We start from the raw sequence: 20,906 nt of genomic DNA, 5'->3' as shown, positions 1-20,906 counted from the left end.
TGACGTTCCATGACCTCAGATGAACAGCTGCGTAACACTTGTTCGTGCCCGGTTCGAGCGAAAAACTAAAGTCGATCCATGGCTCTCAGTGACCTCTACCCCACCTCTCTGCGCTTGCTCGGTCGCGCGGTCGTGGTGGTCGGCGGCGGGCCGGTGGCGGCAAGACGAGCGAAGGCTCTGCTCGACGCCGGGGCTCGGTTGACTGTGGTAGCCCCAGAAATTTGCCAGCAGATGCGTGATTTGCTCGACGCCGGTCTGCTGGATTGGCGGCAGCGCAGCTACCAGAGCGGTGATTTAGAGGGTAGTTGGTTGGTGCACACGGCCACCGGGGTGGCAGAAGTCGACCAGAGAGTCGCGCAAGAAGCTGAGGAACAGCGGATCTGGTGTGTCAATGCAGCCGATCAGAACAACTCGACTGCCTGGACTCCCTCGGTGGCAAGACTCGACGACATCACCGTGGCGGTCAACGCGGGAGGGGATCCTCGCCGGGCAGTAGCGCTACGAAACTCAATTATTACGGCGCTGGAAATTGGGGAGTTGGACGCTGAGCGAGGTTCACCGCTGCGGCGCCACCGACAGCACCCAGGGTCGGTCGCCCTGGTCGGCGGCGGTCCCGGTGCCGAGGATTTGATTACCGTGCGGGGCAGGAAGCTGCTCGCCCAAGCCGAGGTGGTGCTAGCAGACCGGCTCGGGCCGCGTTCGCTGCTCGGGCGACTGGCTGCAGACGTTAAGTTGATCGAAGTCGGCAAAAGCCCCGAGCGCCATCCAGTACCGCAACAAGAGATTAACCGGCTGCTGGTGGCGCATGCTCGCGCCGGGAAAAGAGTGGTGCGACTGAAAGGCGGCGATCCCTTCGTCTTGGGCCGCGGCGGCGAGGAAGCCGAATACTGCCGGGCCCACTCGGTCGACGTCGAAGTGGTGCCTGGAGTGACCTCGGCGATCTCGGTGCCAGCCGCCGCTGGCATCCCGGTGACCCACCGTGGCCTAGCCCGTGGCTTCACGGTGGTTTCTGCGCACGAGGATTTGGCCGACGTCCCGGACGGCGCGGATCATACCGTGGTGCTGCTGATGGGCGTGGCCACGCTTCGTCGGGCTGCGGTGACTTTGACCACAAAGCGTCGGGATGCGGGGTGCCCGGTTGCTATTATTGAAGATGGTTTTGGCACAGCCCAGCGCATTACCATCGGCACCTTAGGCAGCATAGCCGAGCAGGCCGAGGCGATAGGCGTTCGCTCACCCGCAGTCGTAGTAATTGGTGATGTGGTGCGGATTAGTCCTTTTGCACCGAGCGATTTTCGTGCCGCTGTGCCAGTAGCACGTTGAAGATCAGGACTCTTGAGGAGAACCCACAGTTGTCGAATTTGACCGAGTTGAGCCAGCGCGGCAGCGCCGCTCGTCCTTTGCGCGTTGCTGTCATTGGCTCCGGACCAGCTGGCGTTTACGCCGCAGATATTCTGACCAAATCTGAGCAGGTCAAAAGTGGTGAGCTGGTAGTCAGCATCGATCTCTTCGACCGTTACCCGGCCCCCTTCGGCCTGATTCGTTACGGCGTCGCCCCGGACCACCCGCGGATCAAAGGCATCATCCAAGCGCTGCATAAGGTGATGGACCGTGGCGATATTCGTTTCTTTGGCAATGTCGATTACGGCACAGACCTGACCTTGGCAGATCTGCAGAAGCATTACGATGCGGTGATTTTTGCTACCGGCGCTATTGATGACGCCGCGTTGAACATTCCCGGTATTGACTTGAAGGGATCCTTTGGCGGTGCCGATTTCGTCTCCTGGTACGACGGTCACCCCGATGTGTCTCGGCATTGGCCGCTTGAGGCGAAGGAAATCGCTGTGCTGGGTAATGGCAACGTGGCCCTGGACGTCGCCCGGGTGCTGTCAAAGCACGCCGACGACCTGCTGGTCACTGAGATTCCGGAAAACGTCTACGCGGAACTGAAGAAATCACCGGTTACCGACGTACATGTCTTTGGCCGTCGTGGTCCCGCGCAAATCAAGTTCACCCCTTTGGAACTGCGTGAGCTATCGCATTCCCGGGATGTGGACATCATTCTTTACCCGGAGGACTTCGAGTTCGACGAAGCCTCGGACGAAGCCATTAAAACCAATAATCAGGTCAAAACCATGGTTGGCACGCTGACCAACTGGTTGGTCGAGCAGCCCGAGGAATCCACCGCCTCACGCCGATTGCACTTGCACTTCCTGCACAATCCGGTGGAAATCCTGGGCGAGAACGGCGAGGTCACCGGGATAAAATTCGAGCGCACCGAATTGGACGGTACCGGCAACGCCCGCGGCACCGGTGAATTCCTGGAGTACCCGGTGCAGGCCGTGTACCGGTCGATCGGCTACTTTGGTTCAGCATTGCCGGAGATCGAGTTCGATGCCGGGCGCGGCGTGGTGAGCAACGCTGGCGGCCGGGTGCTGGGCGCCGATGGTGAACACACTCCGGGGATCTACGCGACGGGGTGGATCAAGCGCGGGCCGGTCGGCCTGATCGGCCACACTAAAAGTGATGCGCTTGAGACGGTGACTTATCTTCTCGAGGACCTTGCTGAGCTGCCTTTTGCCGAAGCCGGCGCTGAGGATGCGATTGTGAACCTGCTGGAGGAGCGCGGCGTCGAGTTCACCAGCTGGGATGGCTGGCATGCGTTGGATGCTCACGAGAAATCTTTGGGCGAGTCCTTTGACCCCAGCACGCTTGGCCTGGAACTGACCCGGGAGCGCGTCAAGGTGGTAGCTCGGGAGGAAATGGTTAACATTTCTAGGGCAATCAACGCCGAGGTCTAGTGATTTTACGGTGGGGCCGATTCTTGCCAGAATCGGCCCCACCGTTTTGCTTCCGCGGCTTCGTAGCGATTCTTAAGCGTTTCTTAAAGCGGGCAGCTCATGCTGGGACAAAAGATCCCCAGCATTTGGAGCAGCATGGCCTCGCAGGCAGAGCAGATAGAACCGGTAGAACCGGTAGAACCCGTAAAGACGGCTCACCCTCGGCTGCTCCGGCTTCCGCTGCCGAAGCATTGGCTTAGCTCCGCCATTTTTCTGTTGCTATTGGTTTTGGCTATTGGCCTGAGTGTGAAGTACCTACCGGGTATCACCACCGCCGAGTTGGGCATCGACCAGCAGCTCTCTCGGATGCACACGGCGCCGCTCGATGCCTTCGCGAGGGTCTTGGAGTTTGTCTTCGGCCCACTCTTCGGCCCGGTGCTGGTCTTGCTGATCGGCCTTGGCGTTTGGTTGGTCCGCCGCCGTGCCTTGGACGGTCTGGCTTTTATGCTGCTGGCGTGTTCCGGTTGGGTTTTTAGCGAAGTTTTCAAGCTCATCATTGCGCGTCAGCGTCCAGATCAGAGCTTATTATTTGACCCGCTGTCGCCGGAAACCGGTTCGAATAGCTTCCCGAGTGGTCACACTTGCTTCGCTGTCGCCCTGGCCTTGGCCTTTTATTTTCTGCTGCCGCCCGGCAAGTGGCGCGGCCTGGTGACAATACTCGGCTCGCTGACGGCCATTGCGGTGGCCTGGTCCAGGCTATACATCGGTGTGCATTACCTCAGCGATGTGATCGCCTCCTTCGCCGCGAGTCTCGCTGGTGTGCTGCTCTTCGCCGCACTCTGGAATCGGATGGGGACTGCCATTGAAGCGCGGCAGCGACAATAGTGGAAGAGTAGCTGCATGACGAGCGAGTTGCAGCCCAGGATCTTGCTGGTGGAAGACGATCCGGCGCTAGGTCCGCTGATCGTCGAACTGCTCAGTGAGGACTATCGGGTGGAACTGGCTCGGGACGGCCAGCAAGGCTTACACCGGGGCCTGAGCGGCAGCTGGGATGCCATTATTGTTGATCGCGGCCTGCCGGTGATCGATGGCATTGCTTTGATAGCCGCGCTGCGTGCAAAATCGGTGGCGACGCCGATCTTGATCCTCACCGCACTAGGCTCGGTGCAAGACAAGGTTGCAGGCTTAGACGCTGGCGCTAATGACTATATGACTAAACCCTTCGACGTGGTCGAGCTCAGTGCTAGATTACGTGCCCTCACCAGAACCTACTCAGCACCCCAGCGGATAATTACGCTCGGCGATTGGCAGCTGGATCTGGAAGCACGATTGCTTCGATCGGTGCATGGTCGGTTGGTTGGTCTGACGCTGAAAGAGCTTGAGTTACTCAGTGCATTCGGCCAGGAACCGGAGCGGGTTTTCTCCCGCGAAGAATTGCTTGCCGCACTGTTCCAAGCTAGCGATCAGCCCGGTGTGATCGATACCTATGTGCATCACCTGCGTCGCAAGATCTCGCGTCAGATCATCCGCACTGTGCACGGTGTGGGGTATCAGCTAGGGGAGACCGATGACTGAGAGTAGTGCTGAATTAGGCGCCCGCCGCGCTGCCCGCCGGATCGCGGTGCGGATTAGCCTGGCGTGTGGCCTCGCGATGATCGCCGTTTTCGCCGTCGGTGGACTATACCTGTGGTACCGAACCAGTAGGCCGGCTCGCAGCAATGCGGAGAGCGCCGGGTCTTTCATGATTCGTTTGGATCCGCCGGATTTGATCGCGGGAATGATCATTTTGGGCATCGCTGGTGTGCTGTTGGCGGCAGCGGTAGGGTGGCTGAGCGCGCGCAGTGCAATCCAACCTTTGGAAGACTCTCTGGCGAGGCAGCGACAATTCGTACAGGACGCTAGTCACGAATTGCGCACTCCGCTCGCGATTCTGGATGCGCGCGTACAACTTGTGCAGCGTCTGGTCGAATCCCCCTCTGAAGCTGGCAAAGCCTTGACGAAGGTCCGTCACGATACTGCCTCGCTGACCGCCGTCGTCGAGGATCTGCTGCTCGCGGTGACGGCCGTTGAACTGACTAAGACAAGTGAAGTCTTGGAGATTACCGCACTTGTGAAGGAGGTGGCTGGAAGCGGCAGCGTGCTGGCCGAGGAGCAAGGGATCGTGCTGGAGCTGCAGACCAGCCAGCCGGTTTACGTTCGGATCGCTGAGTCTAGTTTACGGCGAGCAGTGCTGGCTCTGGTCGAGAACGCGGTGGCGCACACCCCGGTTGGGGGCCGGATACTGATCGCGGTAGCGGCTGTAGCTGATCATGCCCAACTCAGCGTCAGCGATACCGGGGCTGGTTTATCGACGATGGATCGAGAGCGCGTCTTTGAACGTTTCGTCAGAGGATCGGACGCTGGGAGCGCGCGGCGGGGTTTTGGTATCGGCCTGGCGATAGTTTGGGAGATCGCCACCGCTGCTGGCGGTAGCGCGGAGGTGGTGGAGAGCGGGCCATCGGGCACCACGATGAGAATATCTCTGCCGCTGAGCGTGCCTCCAGGGCCCTGACAACACGCCACGTAGTCATCCAATAAGACGGGTGGATTGTTGCCTGAAGTTACGAAATATTCTTTGAATTAGCTGGGTGTTTCCCTGGAGTTGCTCAAAGAATCGATGTATCCCGGGAGTTTGTCAAAGTAAATATTTCACTATTGTCGCGCTATATTTCACAGTCTTTCCTCGTTGCTTTCTTTCCGAAAATTAAGTGCTTAGATCTGTCTACTGGTTGCTCTGGACAACAGTCGGCCAAAACTCATTGATAAGCATTGGAAGGAACAGGTATGTCGCGACAAAAGTCTCGTTTGGCATTACGGATCACCTCGACTCTGAGTGTTCCGGTAGTACTTCTAGGACTCGCAGGCGCCGCTACCGCTGCGCAGCCGAGCAGTCCAGGGGAGGTGGCAATTCCTGGTTCGCAGTCTTTGAAAGCTGAGACCAGCCAAAAAGTCTCCGCCGCACCGGCTGCGCAGGAGCGCACCGTCACGGTGTCGTTAGCGCCTCGGGATCAGCGAGGCCTCGATAGCTTCCTGAATAATCTCGCCGACCCGGCGTCGGCGGACTATCACAAATACTTGACTCCGCAAGAATATTCGGCGCGGTTTGGGCCGAGCCAACATAGTGTTGACCAGGTGGTCAAGTACTTGGAGTCGCATGGTCTACGGGTGAATTCAATAGCGACAGGTAAGCAATCAATTACTGCCACTGGATCCAATGCTCAGCTTTCCAGTGCTTTCGCGACCGAGTTGGCGGTTTATCAGGACGCCAAACTCGGCGGCACCTTCGTCGGCGCGGCTGAAGCTGCCAAGCTGCCAAGCAATGTGGCTTCGCTAGTTACCAACGTCGCCGGGCTGACCGATCAGAAGAAGCCGTTGAGCGCCTCCTCGCATCAGAATCCGAATGCAGCAGCTCAGCTCGGGGCCCAGAAGACTGCTAAGCCCGTTAAGATTGCTAAGCCGAAGAGCACCGATCAGGGCAGCGGGGTGAATGGCGGCTTCACTCCGGCTGAGTTGAACAAGGCTTACAACACCGCGTCCATCACCAATGCAAACCAGGGCGCCGGAACAACTGTCGCGGTGGTCTCATTCTCTGGGCATAAGGCGTCAAACCCACTGGCTTACGATAAGCAGTACGGCATCACCGCTCCGGCTGTGCAGAATGTGAACGTCGACGGCGGCCCGGGCAGCGATGTCTCCGGGCAAGGTGAGGTCGATCTCGATATCGAGGTCTTGCACGCCATTGCTCCCCAGGCGACAATCTTGAACTATCAGGCTCCAAATACGGATACCTCCGATCTGGATCTCTACACCGCAATTGTCAACGACAACAAGGCGTCCATCATTACCAGCAGCTGGGGTCTGCCAGAGATCCTTGCCGGTGCTAGCCACGTCAATGCACTGGCCAATATCTTCAAGCAGGCAGCCGCGCAGGGCATTACGGTGTTCTCCGCCGCAGGCGATCACGGTGCTTCGGACGATTGGCCGAATAAGAAGGACAAGACGCTGACAGTTGATTCGCCGTCGTCGGACCCGAATGTTACCGGCGTGGGCGGTACTCGGCTGTATGTTGACTCCACCAGTGGCGCTTGGGCGAGTGAGTCGGTGTGGAATGACTACGTGCAGAACAACGATTCTTGGCGTGGCGCAGGTGGTGGCGGGGTGTCGTCCATCTTCGCTCGACCCTCCTGGCAGACCGGCAAAGGTGTGAATCTCAATCAGAAGCGTCAGGTGCCAGATATTTCCTCGGCGGCTGCCGAGTATCAGTACTCCACTTATACCGAGAACGTGGACGCCAATAATGTTGATCATGGGAGTGCATGGTTTGCCTCAGCAGGCACCAGCGCGGCGGCCCCGCTCAATGCTGGTTTCTTGGCGCTCACCAGCGCCAAGGGCGGCGGAACGAAGTTTGGCAATATCAATCCGCTGATCTACCAGATTGCTGCGAATGACACATCGGCATTTCATGATGTGACCACCGGTACCAATAGCATCGTCGGCAATTCGGCGGCCTATCCCGCAACCGTTGGCTTTGACAAGGCTACCGGCTGGGGCAGCCCGGTCTTCCCGAACTTCTCGACTGGTTTGTTGAAGTAACTGAAGCTTGAAACTGAGGGGCTCAGGACGCAAGCAGCGCCCTGAGCCCCTCAGTTGTTGATCTGCTGATCTACTCAGCGCTTGGGCTGAGAGCTGCTTATGACAATCTCCGCACCGAAAGCGCAAGCCACAGCTGTACCCGATCGGCGGTCAACGCGGGGTCGAAACCAGTCAACTCAGCGATTTGACTGAGCCGATAGCGGACCGTGTTCCGGTGCAAGGATAAGGCCTCCGCGACGGCGGCCAGTGAACCATTGAGCTGTAAATAGCTTTCCAGCGTGGTCAGCAACTCGGCATGGTGTTGCCGGTCGAATTCCAGCAGGGGTCCCAGCGTTTCGGTGGCCATATCGAGCAGCGGCACATCTTCGCTAGCTAACAGCAGGGAGGTAAGCGAAAGCCGTTCCGGTTCGTTCACCTCCAGGCCGTGAGTCGCCGCCTCCTTGGCCTCGAAATAACTCCAGCGCAGCCCCTTGGCCTGCGCATAAGCGCCGCCTATCCCGATCGAAGTAGCAATCCCCGCCCCGTGCAAATAACGGGAAAGCGTCCTGGCGGAAGCACTCGAATCGCCGGTGGAACTGGGCAAGACGAGCAACAGCTCGCCATCTACCACCGCGCTCACCGCGGCATCGAAGGCTGGTGGCAGCGCAATTCCACTGAGCAGCTGGCGCTTCCGCTCCGGGGCAGCAACCAGCAGGAGTAGATTCTTCGAGCCAGGGTCAATGCCCACCCCACGCAACCGGGCAGCGATATCCGCCTCCGGAAGCGTGCTATGCAGCACATCCTGCAGTACTTGACCAGCCAGTAGCCGGCCGTCCTGGCGGCGCTGCACTTGATTGGCGAGCTCCACGCTCAGTAGTCCCTTGGCGTAGTCAACGATGCCACCCCGCACACCCTCATCCGGGAAGGGTCTGCGCAGCCAGAGCGTGCAAGCATCCCGCTTGCCGGTCGGTACCGGAACCGGTAACCAGTCGTCGTCATTCGGTTCGGACCCCGGTAAGGTGCTGAAGATCTCCGCATGGAATTGCTCGAGCACCACCTCAGTGCCGACGATATTCCGCAACGTGCCAAGCAAAGACGCCACCCCGCCGCCGTGCTCAGAGCCTGTGCTCAGAAGCGACTGAGCGAGCAGCTGATGACCGGCCAGCAAGGCCTCTAGCTTGGCGTAGTGCTCGGTGCTCAGCGCATCGGCGACCAGCTTGCCGATCGCCAAAAAAGGAGTCTGGTACGGGATTTCCACCACCGGCACCGACCAGCGATTGGCCTCGGCGAGTAATGCGGAAGGCACCTCATCGTGCCCGAAACCGATGCCGAAACCGATGCCCACCGCACCGGCCCGCTGAACCTGCCGGACAAAGACCCGTTGTGCCGCGGCCGTGTTCAGGCGGGCCCCGGTGGTGAGAATCAACTCAGCGCCGCTGAGAAAGGGCTGCGGATTCTCCAACTCGGTGACCGCCACCCAGGCAATCGGTGATTCCAAAGTCCTAGTGGCCGAGCCGCACTGGCGTAGTCCTAGATCGGGCTTGGCTAGCAGAGCGCTCAAGGTAATGGCCATGCCACTAATCTACCGGCGACCACTATACGAATGCACTATCGGTCAGCGAGGTAATAGTGCATTCGTCCATTCCTCTGGGCTGCCTGGTCACTTACGCTCGCAACAATAGCTGAATTCCGAGATTCATCGGCCAGCAAGTACCCAGTAATCAGTGAGGTTGGACATCGTGGTCAACATTTTGCAGAACTTCATCAATGGCGAATTCCGGGCACCAACCGGCGAAGGCGCCCTTGATGTCGTCAATCCGGTCACCGAAGAAGTGGTTGCCAGCGCGCCCATCTCCGGTGCCGCTGATATTGATGCGGCGATGGACGCCGCGGCGAAGGCCTTCAAGAGCTGGAAGCGCACCACTCCGGCGGAGCGTCAGCTTTTGCTGCTCAAACTAGCCGATGCGATGGAAGCGCGTAGCGATGAATTGGTCGAAGCCCAGCATCGTAATACCGGCCAGGTGAAGCAACTCATTGCCGACGAAGAGGTCGCCGCTGGTGCAAATCAGATTCGTTTCTTCGCTGGTGCCGCTCGATTGCTAGAAGGCAAGAGCGCCGGGGAGTACATGGAGGGTTTCACCTCTTATGTGCGTCGCGAACCAGTCGGCGTCATCGCCCAGGTTACGCCGTGGAATTACCCGCTACTGATGGCAATCTGGAAGATCGGCCCGGCTCTGGCAGCGGGAAACACCATTGTGCTGAAGCCCTCGGATACTACTCCGGAGAGCACCTTGGTACTAGCGGAACTGATCAAAGATATCTTCCCGGCCGGGGTTTTCAATGTGGTGCTCGGCAACGGTGAAACAGGCGCTGCCATGGTGGCCCACAGAACTCCGGCGATGGTCTCGATCACCGGCTCGGTGCGGGCCGGCATCGCGGTAGCCACCGGTGCGGCCCAGGGCCTCAAACGCGCGCATCTCGAACTGGGCGGCAAGGCCCCGGCGGTGGTGTTCGCCGACGCCGATCTGGCCAAAACTGCGGAGGCGCTCGCCGAGTTCGCCTTCTTCAATGCCGGTCAGGACTGCACCGCGGTGACCCGCATCTTGGTTCAGGAAAGCGCCAAAGAAGAGTTCCTCGGACTGCTCAAGAGCGCAGCCGAGGGGCTGCATACCGGCAGTCAGGACGATAGTGAGAACTACTACGGGCCGCTTAATAACGTGAATCATTTCAATGCCGTGAGCAAGGTTGTGGACTCGTTGCCCGAGTACGCCACCGTGGTCACCGGTGGTCACCGAGCGGGCGAGAAGGGCTTCTTCTACGCTCCGACCGTGATTGCCGATGTCAAGCAGAGTGACGACGTGGTGCAGAAAGAAACTTTCGGCCCGGTGATCACGGTACAGACCTTCAACACCGAAGAAGAAGCCCTGGAACTGGCGAACGACGTCGAGTACGCGCTTGCCTCCTCGGTCTGGACCAGTAATCACGGTACTGCAATGCGGGTCTCCCGGGATCTCGATTTCGGCGCAGTCTGGATCAACACCCACATCATGCTGACCGCTGAGATGCCGCACGGCGGATTCAAGCACTCCGGTTACGGCAAAGATCTCTCAATGTACGGCGTCGAGGATTACACCCGGATCAAACACGTGATGTCCTCCCTCGACGCATAACTCCATAGCTACAACCGGCATCGTCCGGGTTCATGCCTGGCCCCGTCGGCAATTTCCCGCCGCTGGTCGCCCGTGGCCCGACTGATTTTCCGCCCCTTAGACACGGTCTTCGCCTGTCGACTTCGTCGCCATGCGGTGATCCCGCGATGCGGGGCTACAAAAATCAGTCAGGCCGCTGGCACCGGAAGCAATTTTGTTAGCCGCGCATCGCGAGCCCGAGCGTGGCGACGAAGTCGACACGGTGGCTCGTGTCTAAGCGGCGGGAAATTGCTGCAGGGGCCACCGGCCGACAGCCACCGACGATGCTCGCCCGATGTAAGAAGTAGATTTCCAAGACCTGAAAGGCAAGAACATGACTGAAATTCAGTATCGACTCGAGCAGAAGCGGCGTGTGCTGGGGGATTTCCCCGGGCCCAAGTCCGCGGCGCTCGCCGAGCGGCGTAAAAAGGTGGTCGCCGGGGGCGTCGCCTCGGGGGTGCCGGTGTACGTTGCCGACGCCGACGGCGGAATCATTCAGGATGTGGACGGCAACTCCTTCATCGACCTGGGGTCCGGTATCGCGGTTACCTCGGTGGGGGCTTCGGATGCTGCCGTGGTCGGAGCGGTTGCTGAGCAGGCCGCGCACTTCACTCACACCTGCTTCATGGTGACCCCGTACGAGGGCTATATTGAACTGGCCGAGGAACTGGCCCGGCTGACACCGGGTGATCACGAGAAGCGTTCGGTGCTGTTCAACTCGGGCGCCGAAGCCGTGGAGAATGCGGTCAAAATCGCTCGTCTAGCCACCGGGCGGGACGCCGTGGTCGCCTTCGATCACGCCTATCACGGCAGGACTAACCTGACCATGGCCTTGACCGCTAAGGCAATGCCGTACAAAACCGGCTTCGGCCCGTTCGCGCCGGAGATTTACCGGGTACCGATGAGCTACCCTTACCGCGAAGAGGCCGATATCAAGGGTGAAGAGGCCGCACAGCGCGCCATCACCATGATTGAAAAGCAGATCGGTGGCGATCAGGTCGCCGCGATCCTGATCGAACCGGTGCAGGGCGAGGGCGGTTTCATTGTGCCGGCTGAAGGGTTCCTGCCGACCTTGGCGGCCTGGGCCAAGGAAAAAGGCATCGTCTTCATCGCCGACGAAGTGCAGTCAGGCTTCTGCCGCACCGGTGCCTGGTTCGCAAGCCAGCACGAAGGCGTGGTACCCGATCTGATCACCCTCGCGAAGGGCATCGCTGGCGGTCTGCCGCTGAGCGCGGTGACCGGCCGCGCCGAGCTGCTTGACTCGGTGCACCCCGGTGGCCTGGGTGGCACCTATGGCGGTAACCCGATCGCCTGCGCTGCCGCACTCGCTGCGATCCGCTCGATGGAAGAGTACGACCTGAACGCTCGGGCGCAGCGGATCGAGGACATCGTCTTGACTAGGCTGCGGAAGCTCGCCGAAGAGCTGGGTGAGCAGAGCATTATCGGCGAAGTTCGTGGCCGCGGTGCGATGCTGGCTATTGAACTAGTCAAGCCGGGCACCGCGCACACCACGAAAGAACCCAATGCTGAGGCCACCAAGGCGATTGCTGCGGCCTGTCTGCAGGCCGGTGTGGTGATTTTGACCTGCGGTACCTATGGCAATGTGGTTCGGCTGCTGCCCCCGCTGGTGATCGGTGAGGAGCTGCTTTCCGACGGCTTGGACGTGCTGGAGACAGCGATCCGCCAAGCCTAGACAATCAAGCATTAATCAACGGCGCACTGGTCCGGCTCCCGGGAGTTTTCCCCAAAATTCTCGGGGGCCGGGACAGTGCGCTGATTAGCAGGTAAGGTTCGGTTATGCGATACGTGGTTGGTTACACCCCAAATGAACGTGGTGCTGACGCAATTGCCTTGGCTGCTGCCATTGCGAGGACGCAAGGCGCCAAGCTGGATGTGGTTTATGTCTTCAATGAAGACAGCCCCTACCAAGCGATCACCCCCGGAGGAGAGCTGCTCAGCCCTGCCGAGCAAGCGGTGCTGATTGCCCGTGGCAAGGCGTTGCGGCAGGTGCCGGAGGACGTTGAAACTGAGTTTCATGTCCGGGAGGCTGAGTCGTTCGCCTCAGGTCTAATCGAGGCTGCGGTGGAGTACGAGGCCGGGCTGATCGTGATTGGCGCCGCCAGCAATGGATTGTTTAAACGCTTTACCGTTGGCTCAATCGCCAACGGGCTACTGCACGCCTCTCCGGTTCCGGTGGCGCTAGCGCCACGCGGCTATCAGCGCCAAGAACCGTTGACCAGATTGACCTTGATGGTCGGTACCAGGCAAGGCGCCCAGGCCGCCATCGACGTTGCCATTGAGTCCGCTGCCCGGCGCGGGGTGCCGCTCCGGCTGGTCTCGCTGCTTGAACTGGACGAGTTGAAGCAGGGTGAATTTGAGCTGGATAATCCGCTCAGCCCGGCGCGTCAGCACGTCAACACGGTGCTGGCCCTTGCCGCTTCTAAACTTAAGGAAGGCCAAGCTACCGCCACCTTGGCGCACGGTCGCAGCATTGAAGCAGCTATTGACTCCATCGGTTGGGACGATGGAGAAGTGGTGATCGTGGGGTCTTCTCGGCTGGCCCAGAAGAACTTGCTGTTCTTGGGCAGCACCGCGAATAAGGTGCTGCGCTCGCTGCCCGTGCCAATGGTTGTGGTGCCGCGCGACTACGAACGAGTGAGCGGCACCGTCTAAGAGACTCTGACTGGTTCTCGCCCGCAGGGTCCGCACAATGATGTGGCGACGGTGAAGGGTTGGCTGCCGTAGAGTGGTGCCGTGACTGAGATTAAGGTTTTCGCTGGTACTGCAGGACAAGCCTTCGCCGAAGAGATGTGCGGCACGCTCGGAGTGCCGCTTAGCCCAGCTAGGGTGCAGCGCTTTGCTAATGATTGCCTCGAAGCCCAGCTTCTCGAGAACTGTCGTGAACAAGACGTCTATCTGATTCAGCCGATTGTTGCGCCCACTCAGGAAAACCTGATGGAACTGCTGCTGATGATCGACGCCGCCAAAGGAGCTTCGGCGTCCCGGATCACCGCGGTGATGCCGCATTTTGCCTATGCCCGCTCGGATAAGAAAGACGCCCCCCGGATATCGATTGGTGGTCGTTTAGTCGCCGACTTACTGCAGACCGCGGGAGTGGATCGGGTGCTGACGATGGCGCTGCACGCTCCTCAGGTGCACGCTTTCTTCCGGGTGCCCACCGATCAGCTCAATGCCTTACGCGAGTTGGCAGAGCACTTCCGGGGCAGCGATCTTTCCAACACCACCGTCGTTTCACCGGATCTCGGCAATGCCAAAACCGCCACCGCTTTTGCCCGGATGTTAGGCACTCCGGTGGCTGCCGGAGCGAAAGAGCGGTACGAAAATGATCGGGTGGTGATCACCTCAATCATCGGCGAGGTCAGCGGCCGGGACATCATTGTGCTGGACGATGAGATTGCCAATGGCAGCACGATTATTGCCGTGCTGGAGCTGCTGCGACAGGCCGGTGCGAAGTCAGTACGGGTCGCCTGCACGCACGGAATATTCTCGAATAACGCGGTCACTAGAATCGCCGCCGTCGACTCGGTGCAGAGCATTGTCACCACCAATACGGTTCCGACCAAAACTGAAAGTGCCAATCCGAAACTGACCGTGTTGAGCGTGGCGCCGGCCTTTGCCGAGGCGATCCGGCGAATCCATAGCGGAGAGTCAGTCAGTGCGCTCTTCAACCCGCAGCACGCCTGAGCTTTCAGCGTTCCGTGCCGCCCGGCGCAGCACCGAGTTCTTCCGCACCGTGGCCAGCATGTCAATGGTGAGCACCAAAAGCGCCACCCAGACAATGCCAAACCCTATCCAACGTTCCAGGCCCATTTCCTCTTTGAGGAACAGCACAGCAATCAGGAACTGCAATACGGGAGCAAAGTATTGCAGCAGCCCTATTGTGGTCATCGGTAACCGACGGGCTGAAGCACCGAAGAACAACAATGGCACCGCGGTGATCACCCCGGAAGCCGCCATCCACCAGAAGTGCGCGGGTCCCTCGGTAGTTAGGGTGGCACTGCCGTTTATTGCGAGGAGCACCATCACTACGGCGGCAATCGGCGCCAGCAGCGCGGTTTCGATGCTCAGCGACGTCGCCGCTGTTACTTGCGGGCCCACTCGCTTTTTCACAAAGCCGTAGATGCCGAAGCTAAAGGCGAGCACCAGGGCGATCCAGGGGAGCTGGCCATAGGCCACGGTCAGCTCGACCACTGCGATGAATCCGATCCCTACTGCGGTCCATTGCAGCGGCCGTAGTCGTTCTTTGAGCACAAAAACGCCGAGCAGTACCGATACCAAGGGGTTGATGAAATACCCGAGCGAGCTTTCTATCGCGTGGCCGGTGGTCACACCATAGGTGTAAGTGAGCCAGTTGACCGCGATGAGTGCCGCCGCCACGGCGAGGGTGCCGAGCACCCGGCCAGTGCTGAAGGCTTTGAGCAGCGCTGGCCAGCCCCGGGTGACGGTGAGCAGAAGGGCGCAGAAAAGCAAGGAGAAAAGCACTCGATTTGCCACAATTTCCACCGCTCCGGCGGGCTTGAGCAAAGTGAAGTAGAGCGGCAGCAAACCCCAGAGGCCGTATGCCGCAACGCCGTAGATAATGCCGAGGCTAGAACCTTGGGCGGAAGCGTCGAGGGTTGGCGAGGAGAGTTGTTTGCGAGGCACACAGCAATAACATCACCGGTCCATCGCAAATTCCAGTCAGCAGCCAGGAGAATCCCGGATTTCTCGACCGGAGCCGTGATTTGCGGATGTTGCAGCGGGGGCAACAGCGGGGTGTCCAATCTTCGGGCACGCTTCCCAGCAACTTATTCGGCCGCGTCATAGACTGGCAACCAACAGCACGGGCGCTGCCGCTGGAAGGAACCGCTGGTGGAAGATCTGAGACCGAAAGCTCTGCGTATCGCCGTGATTGGGGCTGGCCCTGCGGGAGTTTACGCGGCAGACATCTTAGCTAAGGCAAGCAGCGATGAGCTGCGCGTGAGCGTCGATCTTTTCGATCGTTATCCGGCGCCATTCGGCTTGATTCGCTACGGCGTCGCCCCTGATCACCCGCGCATCAAGGGCATTATCCAGGCCTTGCACAAGGTGCTGGATCGCGGCGACATCCGGTTCTTCGGCAATGTGAATTACGGTGTTGACCTTAGCCTGGATGAGCTGCGCCGACACTATCATGCGGTCATTTTCGCTACCGGGGCAGTGCACGACGCCGCGCTAGCAATTCCGGGCATCGACCTCGCCGGCTCTTTTGGAGCCGCCGACTTTGTCTCTTGGTATGACGGGCATCCGGATGTACCGAGGGAGTGGCCGCTGCAAGCGCAACAGATCGCGGTACTCGGTCACGGCAATGTGGCGCTCGATGTGGCTCGGATGCTCGTCAAACAGGCCGATGAGCTGCTCAGCACCGAAATCCCGGAGAACGTCTACCGGACTCTGAAGGCTTCTCCGGTGACGGATGTACATGTCTTCGGTAGGCGCGGACCGGCGCAGATTAAATTCACTCCCTTGGAGCTCCGGGAACTCTCGCATGCCGCCGACGTTGACATTGTGCTGTACCCGGAGGACTTTCAGTTTGATGAGGCCTCTGACCAGGCGATTAAGAGCAATAACCAAGTACGCACCATGGTCAACACCTTGACTAATTGGTTGGCGGAGCAACCCGAGGTGTCCACTGCCGCCCGCCGCCTGCACTTGCATTTCCTGCATACTCCAGTGGAAATCCTGGCGGCGGAAGGGCAGCTCTGCGGCATTCGTTTCGAACGCAATGAATTAGTCGGTAATGGCCAGGTTCAGGGCACCGGGGAGTTCGTAGACTATCCAGTACAGGCCGTCTACCGGGCGATTGGGTACTATGGTTCGCCGCTGACCGAGTTGGAGTTCGATTCGCGCCTAGGGGTGCTAAAGAACGACGGTGGTCGAGTGCTGGATGCGGCTGGTCGGCCGCTGCCCGGGATCTATACCACCGGCTGGATCAAGCGAGGCCCGGTCGGGTTGATTGGTCATACCAAAGGTGACGCGCTCGAAACGGTCGGGTTTTTACTTGAGGACCGAGTATCGTTGCCGGAACCAGCGGAGCCGCGGCCCGAAACAATTGTTGAACTGCTGAACTCCAAGGGGGTTGAGTACACCGATTGGGCAGGGTGGTTGAAGCTCGATGCTTATGAGCGATCGCTTGGCGACGCTTGGCCGGAGCTGGCATCGCCAGATCAGCAAAAACTAGGAATCGTACGGGAACGCATCAAGCTGGTGCCCAGAGACGAAATGATTAAGGTTTCGCGAAGCTGACTGAGGGCCGACGGTTGGCGAGAGGGCAGCTAGCGGCTCGGATCGCGGAGTTGCCTGCCGCTGGAACGGTCGAGCTTTAGCGATAATTGGCGGTCAGCCAAACAGCGCCCGCGCCGCACAGTAAGGTGGCGATCAGCGTCGGAATCCACCAAAGGGCCATCCCCAGGGCGAGCGCACCTAGCAGCAATACCAGGGTGGAAATCAAGAAGATTGCGGTTAGCGTCGCCAAAATTGCTGCGCCATGTACCGGACGGAAAGTAAATTTTGGTGCGACTTTTTGCACCTGGTTGAAATGCCGCGGCGCGATGCCTTGTTCTAGCGAGTCAATCACTGAAATCCTCAAAATATGGTGTGCTGTCACCTATTAGTAACTGGTAATGATGATTCGTGACGAAAAGTCTCGAGGATTTTTTCTTCGAGTGGCTAACCGCGGCGTCGAAATGCATTCTTGCCCTTGGGGCGCGGCTGATGGCCCGCGGAAGACCGATGATGACCGGCGAAAAACAACCGTCTCACTGGGCGTGAACCGGACCAGGATTCAAGGGTTTTCGGCCGCGGCCTGGAAGTTCAAAGTAGGCTAGGGAACGATTGCCCGAGCTTTCCAGCGTGCTAGCCGCCCTCGGTTGATCGCCGGTGAAAATGCGTGTAAAAAGTTTTTACAAAACCACTTTTGAGGAGAGTAGGCTGCTGCTATGAGTCAAGGATTTGTTTCAGATGGATTTCAGCCGCTGGCTGCCGCGTTCGACTCGCTCTTTACCGATGGCTTAGAGCACGGCGCCTCGCTTGCTGTCTACCAGAACGGTAAGGCTGCTCTGGATCTTTGGGGTGGCGAGGACCCGCATGACGCGACGCCCTGGGAGAAGGACAGCGTCACCATTGGTTTCTCCACTACTAAGGGGGCGGCGGCGATTATGCTGCTGCGTTTGGTGGAGCGTGGGCTGGTCGACTTGGATGCGCCGGTGGCTCAATATTGGCCGGAGTTCGCCGTGGCCGGCAAAGCACAAATCACTGTTCGTCAGGTGACGCAGCACCGCTCGGCGCTGCCGTTCCTGGAAGGGCCGGTTGAGGATTTCTTCACCCCGGGCAAGGCCGAAGCGGTGATTGCTACTCAGGCCCCTGCTTACCCGGTAGATTCCTTCTTCAACTATCACGCAGTCACTTTCGGCACTTTGGTCGGCGAAATCATCTACCGCGTTTCCGGCCAAAGGGTGGGAGAGTTCTTTCAGACTGAAATTGCAGGGCCGCTCGGGTTGGAATTCTGGATCGGCGAACCGGAATCAGTCGAAGGCCAGTTCAGGCGCTCGAGTTATGGCTCGGATGTTCAGCTACCGCCGGTGATTCCCGAAGCCTTGCTGGCGCAGCTACCCGCCGCGGTATCAGCGGGGGTGATCACCGGGCAGCAGCTAATGGGACTTTTTACCCCGGATAGCCGCGACGCCGTCGCCAACTCTCTGGTCTATCGTCGCGCCCAAATGGCGGGAGCAAATGGCGTCAACAACGGCCGCGCGCTGGCTCGGATGTACGCCGCCACGATTGGCGAAGTCGATGGGGTCAGGCTGCTTTCGGCAGAGACCATTAATGAGGCTCGGCGTTACGCCACCGCCGATATTCAGCGCCCGCCCTTGCCGGACGGTACCGAACAGCCGCAGCCGCGCTGGGGCGTTGGGTTCCAGCTGGAGGAGCCAGCGGGGCTCAAGTTACTAGGTGAAGGCTCCTTCGGTCACGCTGGGATGGGTGGCCGCTTGGGCTTCGCCGACCCTGAGTCGGGCATCGCCTTCGGGTACGTCTCGCAACGGATGCACCTGGACCCGACCCCGGACGAACGCCTGGGTCGATTGAACACGGCTCTCCGCGAGGTACTCGCAGCCCAATAAGCGTTGGGTCAGTGCGAAGCTGCTGCGAGCTAAGACGCCAAGGGCGGTTTCCAGATTACTGGAAACCGCCCTTGGCGCTAATGGGTAACTCTGGTCTTCAGAGCTGGGAAAAACTACTGGGCGCCGTCGTGCTCGCCGGTCAGGCCGCCCTGGGCGAGCGCGCCGTCGACCGACCCCTGATCGCCCGCGCCGAGGTTCGCGCGCAACTTGGCGCCGAGGTCGGCGTCGACATTGGTCCAGTACTGAATGGCGCGTTCCTTAATATCGGCGTTCTGCACCCCGCCGACAGCACCGGTGATGGTCTCCAGGAAGCGAGCCTTAGCGGCATCGTCGAAGACCTCGCGGTACAGCGTGCCAGCCTGGCCGAAGTCGCTGTCCTCGGAGTGCAGGCGAGCCGCGGCGATGGTCAGCTCGCCGTCGTTCTCCCAGCCGCCGGCCTGGAACTTCGACTCGTCGGCAGCAGCACCGCCCTTGGAGTTCGGTGCGTAGTTCGGCACCGAAGCCGCATTGAAGTGGTAGCGAGCCGCACCATTCTGCGAGTAGTTGTGCACCTCGTTCTTCGGCGCGTTCACCGGCAACTGGGCGTGGTTGGTGCCCACCCGGTAGCGGTGCGCATCGGCGTAAGAGAAGATCCGAGCCTGCAGCATCTTATCCGGCGAAGCAGCGATGCCCGGCACGAAGTTCGACGGCGCAAAAGCGGCCTGCTCGATCTCCGCGAAGTAGTTCTCCGGGTTGCGGTTCAGCGTCATGGTGCCTACGTGAATCAAGGGGTAATCAGCCTTCGGCCAGACCTTGGTTAGGTCGAAGGGATTGAAGCGGTAATCCTTGGCGTCTTCGTACGGCATGATCTGCACGTGCAGTTCCCACGACGGGAAGTCGCCCTTGTCGATGGCCTCGTACAGGTCGCGAATGTGGTGGTCGCCGTCGGAGCCAGCCAGTTCGGCGGCCTGCTCGTTGGACATGCCCTCCACGCCCTGGTTGGTGTGGAAGTGGTACTTCACCCAGAACCGCTCGCCTTCGGCGTTGATCCACTGGTAGGTGTGCGAGGAATAGCCCTGCATCTTGCGCCAGGACAGCGGCAGGCCGCGATCGCCCATCAACCAGGTCACCTGGTGAGCTGACTCGGGGGAGAGCGTCCAGAAATCCCACTGCATATCGGCATCGCGCAGGTTGGAGCCCGGCAGGCGCTTCTGCGAGTGGATGAAATCGGGGAACTTAATACCGTCGCGGATGAAGAACACCGGGGTGTTATTGCCGACTAGGTCGTAGTTGCCTTCACTGGTGTAGAACTTAATCGCAAAGCCACGCGGGTCGCGCCAGGTATCGGGGGAACCCTGCTCGCCGGCCACCGAGGAGAAGCGGATTAGCATTTCGGTTTCCACGCCGGGCTGGAAAAGCGCAGCCTTGGTGTACTTGGAGACGTCTTCTTTGGTGACGAAAGTGCCGAAGGCGCCGCCGCCCTTGGCGTGCACAACTCGCTCCGGAACCCGTTCGCGGTTGAACTGAGCCAGCTTCTCGACCAGATAATGGTCGGTCAGTGCGATGGCGCCGTCCTGACCGACGCTCTGCGAATGCGCGTCGGACTGCACGGGAGCACCAGACTGAGTGGTGGAACTCGGTGTAGTTGGATTAATGGTCATGACTCTCCTTGATTGGTGTTTCTGTGCGGTGGAGTGAAATTTTGGATGGCTTGGTCTTGGGCAGTGCAGTCGGTGCAAATGCCCGAGAAAGTCACTTCGGCATGCAAGATACGCATAGTTGAAGAAGACGCTTCAAGGCAGGGCGCATGCCCCACTGCGCAATCCACATCCTCGATACGACCGCATTTAATGCAGACCGCGTGGTGGTGATTATCGCCCACCCGGGTTTCGTAGCGAGCCGGGCCGGAGGTCGGGTCGATTTTCCGTAGCAGATCGAGTGCGGTGAGATCAGCCAGCACGGTATAGACGCTCTGCAGAGTGAGCTCCGGCAATTCGGCCTTGGCGGCCTGCCAGATGTGTTCGGCGTCCTGGTGCGGCGCTGAATCAGCTGCGGTGAGTACCGCCAGCCGCTGCCGAGTGACCCGTCGGCCGGCCGCGCGCAGACTGCTCTCCCAGTCTTGGGAGGGGCCGCCTTCCGGCTGCTGAGTGCCCAGGGTCACAGTCACAAACCCAGTCAAACACTTATTC

The 20,906-nt window shown here is 59.7% G+C and carries 17 protein-coding genes; 12 read left to right on the top strand and 5 right to left on the bottom strand.

Going from position 1 to position 20,906, the window contains the following annotated elements; all coding sequences use genetic code 11:
* Positions 1-78 precede the first annotated feature (78 nt).
* The 6 genes from cobA (at position 79) to UM93_RS10645 (ending at position 7,412) form a co-directional block, all read left to right on the top strand.
* A complete protein-coding gene (cobA, locus tag UM93_RS10670) occupies positions 79-1,323 on the top strand; it encodes a uroporphyrinogen-III C-methyltransferase (protein WP_045075501.1) in 1,245 nt (414 codons plus the stop codon).
* A 29-nt stretch (positions 1,324-1,352) separates the two neighbouring features.
* Complete coding sequence (locus UM93_RS10665; protein WP_199921742.1) at positions 1,353-2,801, top strand: FAD-dependent oxidoreductase; 1,449 nt, start codon at positions 1,353-1,355, stop codon at positions 2,799-2,801.
* A gap of 135 nt (positions 2,802-2,936) precedes the next feature.
* Entirely contained in the window at positions 2,937-3,665 is a 729-nt protein-coding gene (locus UM93_RS10660) for a phosphatase PAP2 family protein (protein ID WP_052663743.1), read from the top strand.
* 15 nt (positions 3,666-3,680) lie between these two features.
* Positions 3,681-4,355: a response regulator transcription factor gene (locus tag UM93_RS10655; RefSeq protein ID WP_045075499.1), complete on the top strand. Its 675-nt coding sequence runs from the start codon at positions 3,681-3,683 to the stop codon at positions 4,353-4,355.
* Positions 4,348-5,331 carry a sensor histidine kinase gene (locus UM93_RS10650; RefSeq protein ID WP_045075498.1) on the top strand — a complete coding sequence of 328 codons (984 nt, stop codon included), beginning with the start codon at positions 4,348-4,350 and terminating at the stop codon, positions 5,329-5,331. The genes UM93_RS10655 and UM93_RS10650 overlap by 8 nt, the downstream gene beginning before the upstream one ends.
* 272 nt (positions 5,332-5,603) lie before the next feature.
* A complete protein-coding gene (locus UM93_RS10645; protein WP_045075496.1) occupies positions 5,604-7,412 on the top strand; it encodes a S53 family peptidase in 1,809 nt (602 codons plus the stop codon).
* A gap of 97 nt (positions 7,413-7,509) precedes the next feature.
* On the opposite strand, the gene UM93_RS10640 is transcribed toward UM93_RS10645, so the two are convergent.
* Positions 7,510-8,964 carry a PucR family transcriptional regulator gene (locus UM93_RS10640; protein ID WP_045075494.1) on the bottom strand — a complete coding sequence of 485 codons (1,455 nt, stop codon included), beginning with the start codon at positions 8,962-8,964 and terminating at the stop codon, positions 7,510-7,512.
* 166 nt (positions 8,965-9,130) lie between these two features.
* Here UM93_RS10640 and UM93_RS10635 point away from each other — a divergent pair, with 166 nt between their 5' ends.
* From UM93_RS10635 to UM93_RS10620, 4 genes are all read left to right on the top strand, one after another.
* Positions 9,131-10,561 carry a gamma-aminobutyraldehyde dehydrogenase gene (locus UM93_RS10635; protein ID WP_045075493.1) on the top strand — a complete coding sequence of 477 codons (1,431 nt, stop codon included), beginning with the start codon at positions 9,131-9,133 and terminating at the stop codon, positions 10,559-10,561.
* Between the two features lie 352 nt (positions 10,562-10,913).
* Positions 10,914-12,272, top strand: a complete 1,359-nt coding sequence (gabT, locus tag UM93_RS10630; protein WP_045075491.1) for a 4-aminobutyrate--2-oxoglutarate transaminase — start codon at positions 10,914-10,916, stop codon at positions 12,270-12,272.
* Positions 12,273-12,376: 104 nt separating this feature from the next.
* Positions 12,377-13,252 (top strand): universal stress protein, encoded by an 876-nt coding sequence (locus UM93_RS10625; protein WP_045075490.1) that lies wholly within the window; start codon positions 12,377-12,379, stop codon positions 13,250-13,252.
* A gap of 81 nt (positions 13,253-13,333) precedes the next feature.
* Positions 13,334-14,284 (top strand): ribose-phosphate diphosphokinase, encoded by a 951-nt coding sequence (locus UM93_RS10620; protein ID WP_082057100.1) that lies wholly within the window; start codon positions 13,334-13,336, stop codon positions 14,282-14,284.
* On the opposite strand, the gene rarD is transcribed toward UM93_RS10620, so the two are convergent.
* Positions 14,249-15,244, bottom strand: coding sequence for an EamA family transporter RarD (rarD, locus tag UM93_RS10615; protein ID WP_045075488.1), 996 nt, complete (start codon positions 15,242-15,244; stop codon positions 14,249-14,251). The two genes, UM93_RS10620 and rarD, sit on opposite strands and share 36 nt — an antisense overlap.
* 207 nt (positions 15,245-15,451) lie before the next feature.
* Between rarD and UM93_RS10610 the strand changes: the two genes are divergently transcribed.
* The gene (locus UM93_RS10610; protein ID WP_234399290.1) at positions 15,452-16,864 is read left to right on the top strand and encodes an FAD-dependent oxidoreductase; all 1,413 of its coding nucleotides are present in this window, start codon (positions 15,452-15,454) and stop codon (positions 16,862-16,864) included.
* Positions 16,865-16,940: 76 nt separating this feature from the next.
* On the opposite strand, the gene UM93_RS10605 is transcribed toward UM93_RS10610, so the two are convergent.
* A complete protein-coding gene (locus UM93_RS10605; protein ID WP_045075485.1) occupies positions 16,941-17,195 on the bottom strand; it encodes a hypothetical protein in 255 nt (84 codons plus the stop codon).
* Between the two features lie 361 nt (positions 17,196-17,556).
* On the opposite strand from UM93_RS10605, the gene UM93_RS10600 reads away from it, so the two are divergent.
* Positions 17,557-18,738 (top strand): serine hydrolase domain-containing protein, encoded by a 1,182-nt coding sequence (locus UM93_RS10600; protein ID WP_045075484.1) that lies wholly within the window; start codon positions 17,557-17,559, stop codon positions 18,736-18,738.
* A gap of 113 nt (positions 18,739-18,851) precedes the next feature.
* On the opposite strand, the gene UM93_RS10595 is transcribed toward UM93_RS10600, so the two are convergent.
* Complete coding sequence (locus UM93_RS10595; protein WP_045075482.1) at positions 18,852-20,378, bottom strand: catalase; 1,527 nt, start codon at positions 20,376-20,378, stop codon at positions 18,852-18,854.
* On the bottom strand, positions 20,375-20,878 hold the full coding sequence (locus UM93_RS10590) for a Fur family transcriptional regulator (RefSeq protein ID WP_234399421.1): 504 nt from the start codon (positions 20,876-20,878) through the stop codon (positions 20,375-20,377). The genes UM93_RS10595 and UM93_RS10590 overlap by 4 nt, the downstream gene beginning before the upstream one ends.
* Positions 20,879-20,906: the final 28 nt, after the last annotated feature.

Origin of the sequence: Psychromicrobium lacuslunae, assembly GCF_000950575.1 — a bacterium.
Taxonomy (GTDB): Bacteria; Actinomycetota; Actinomycetes; order Actinomycetales; family Micrococcaceae; genus Renibacterium; species Renibacterium lacuslunae.
Note: the sequence above shows the minus strand (reverse complement) of the source record. Positions and strands in the feature narration are given on the sequence as shown.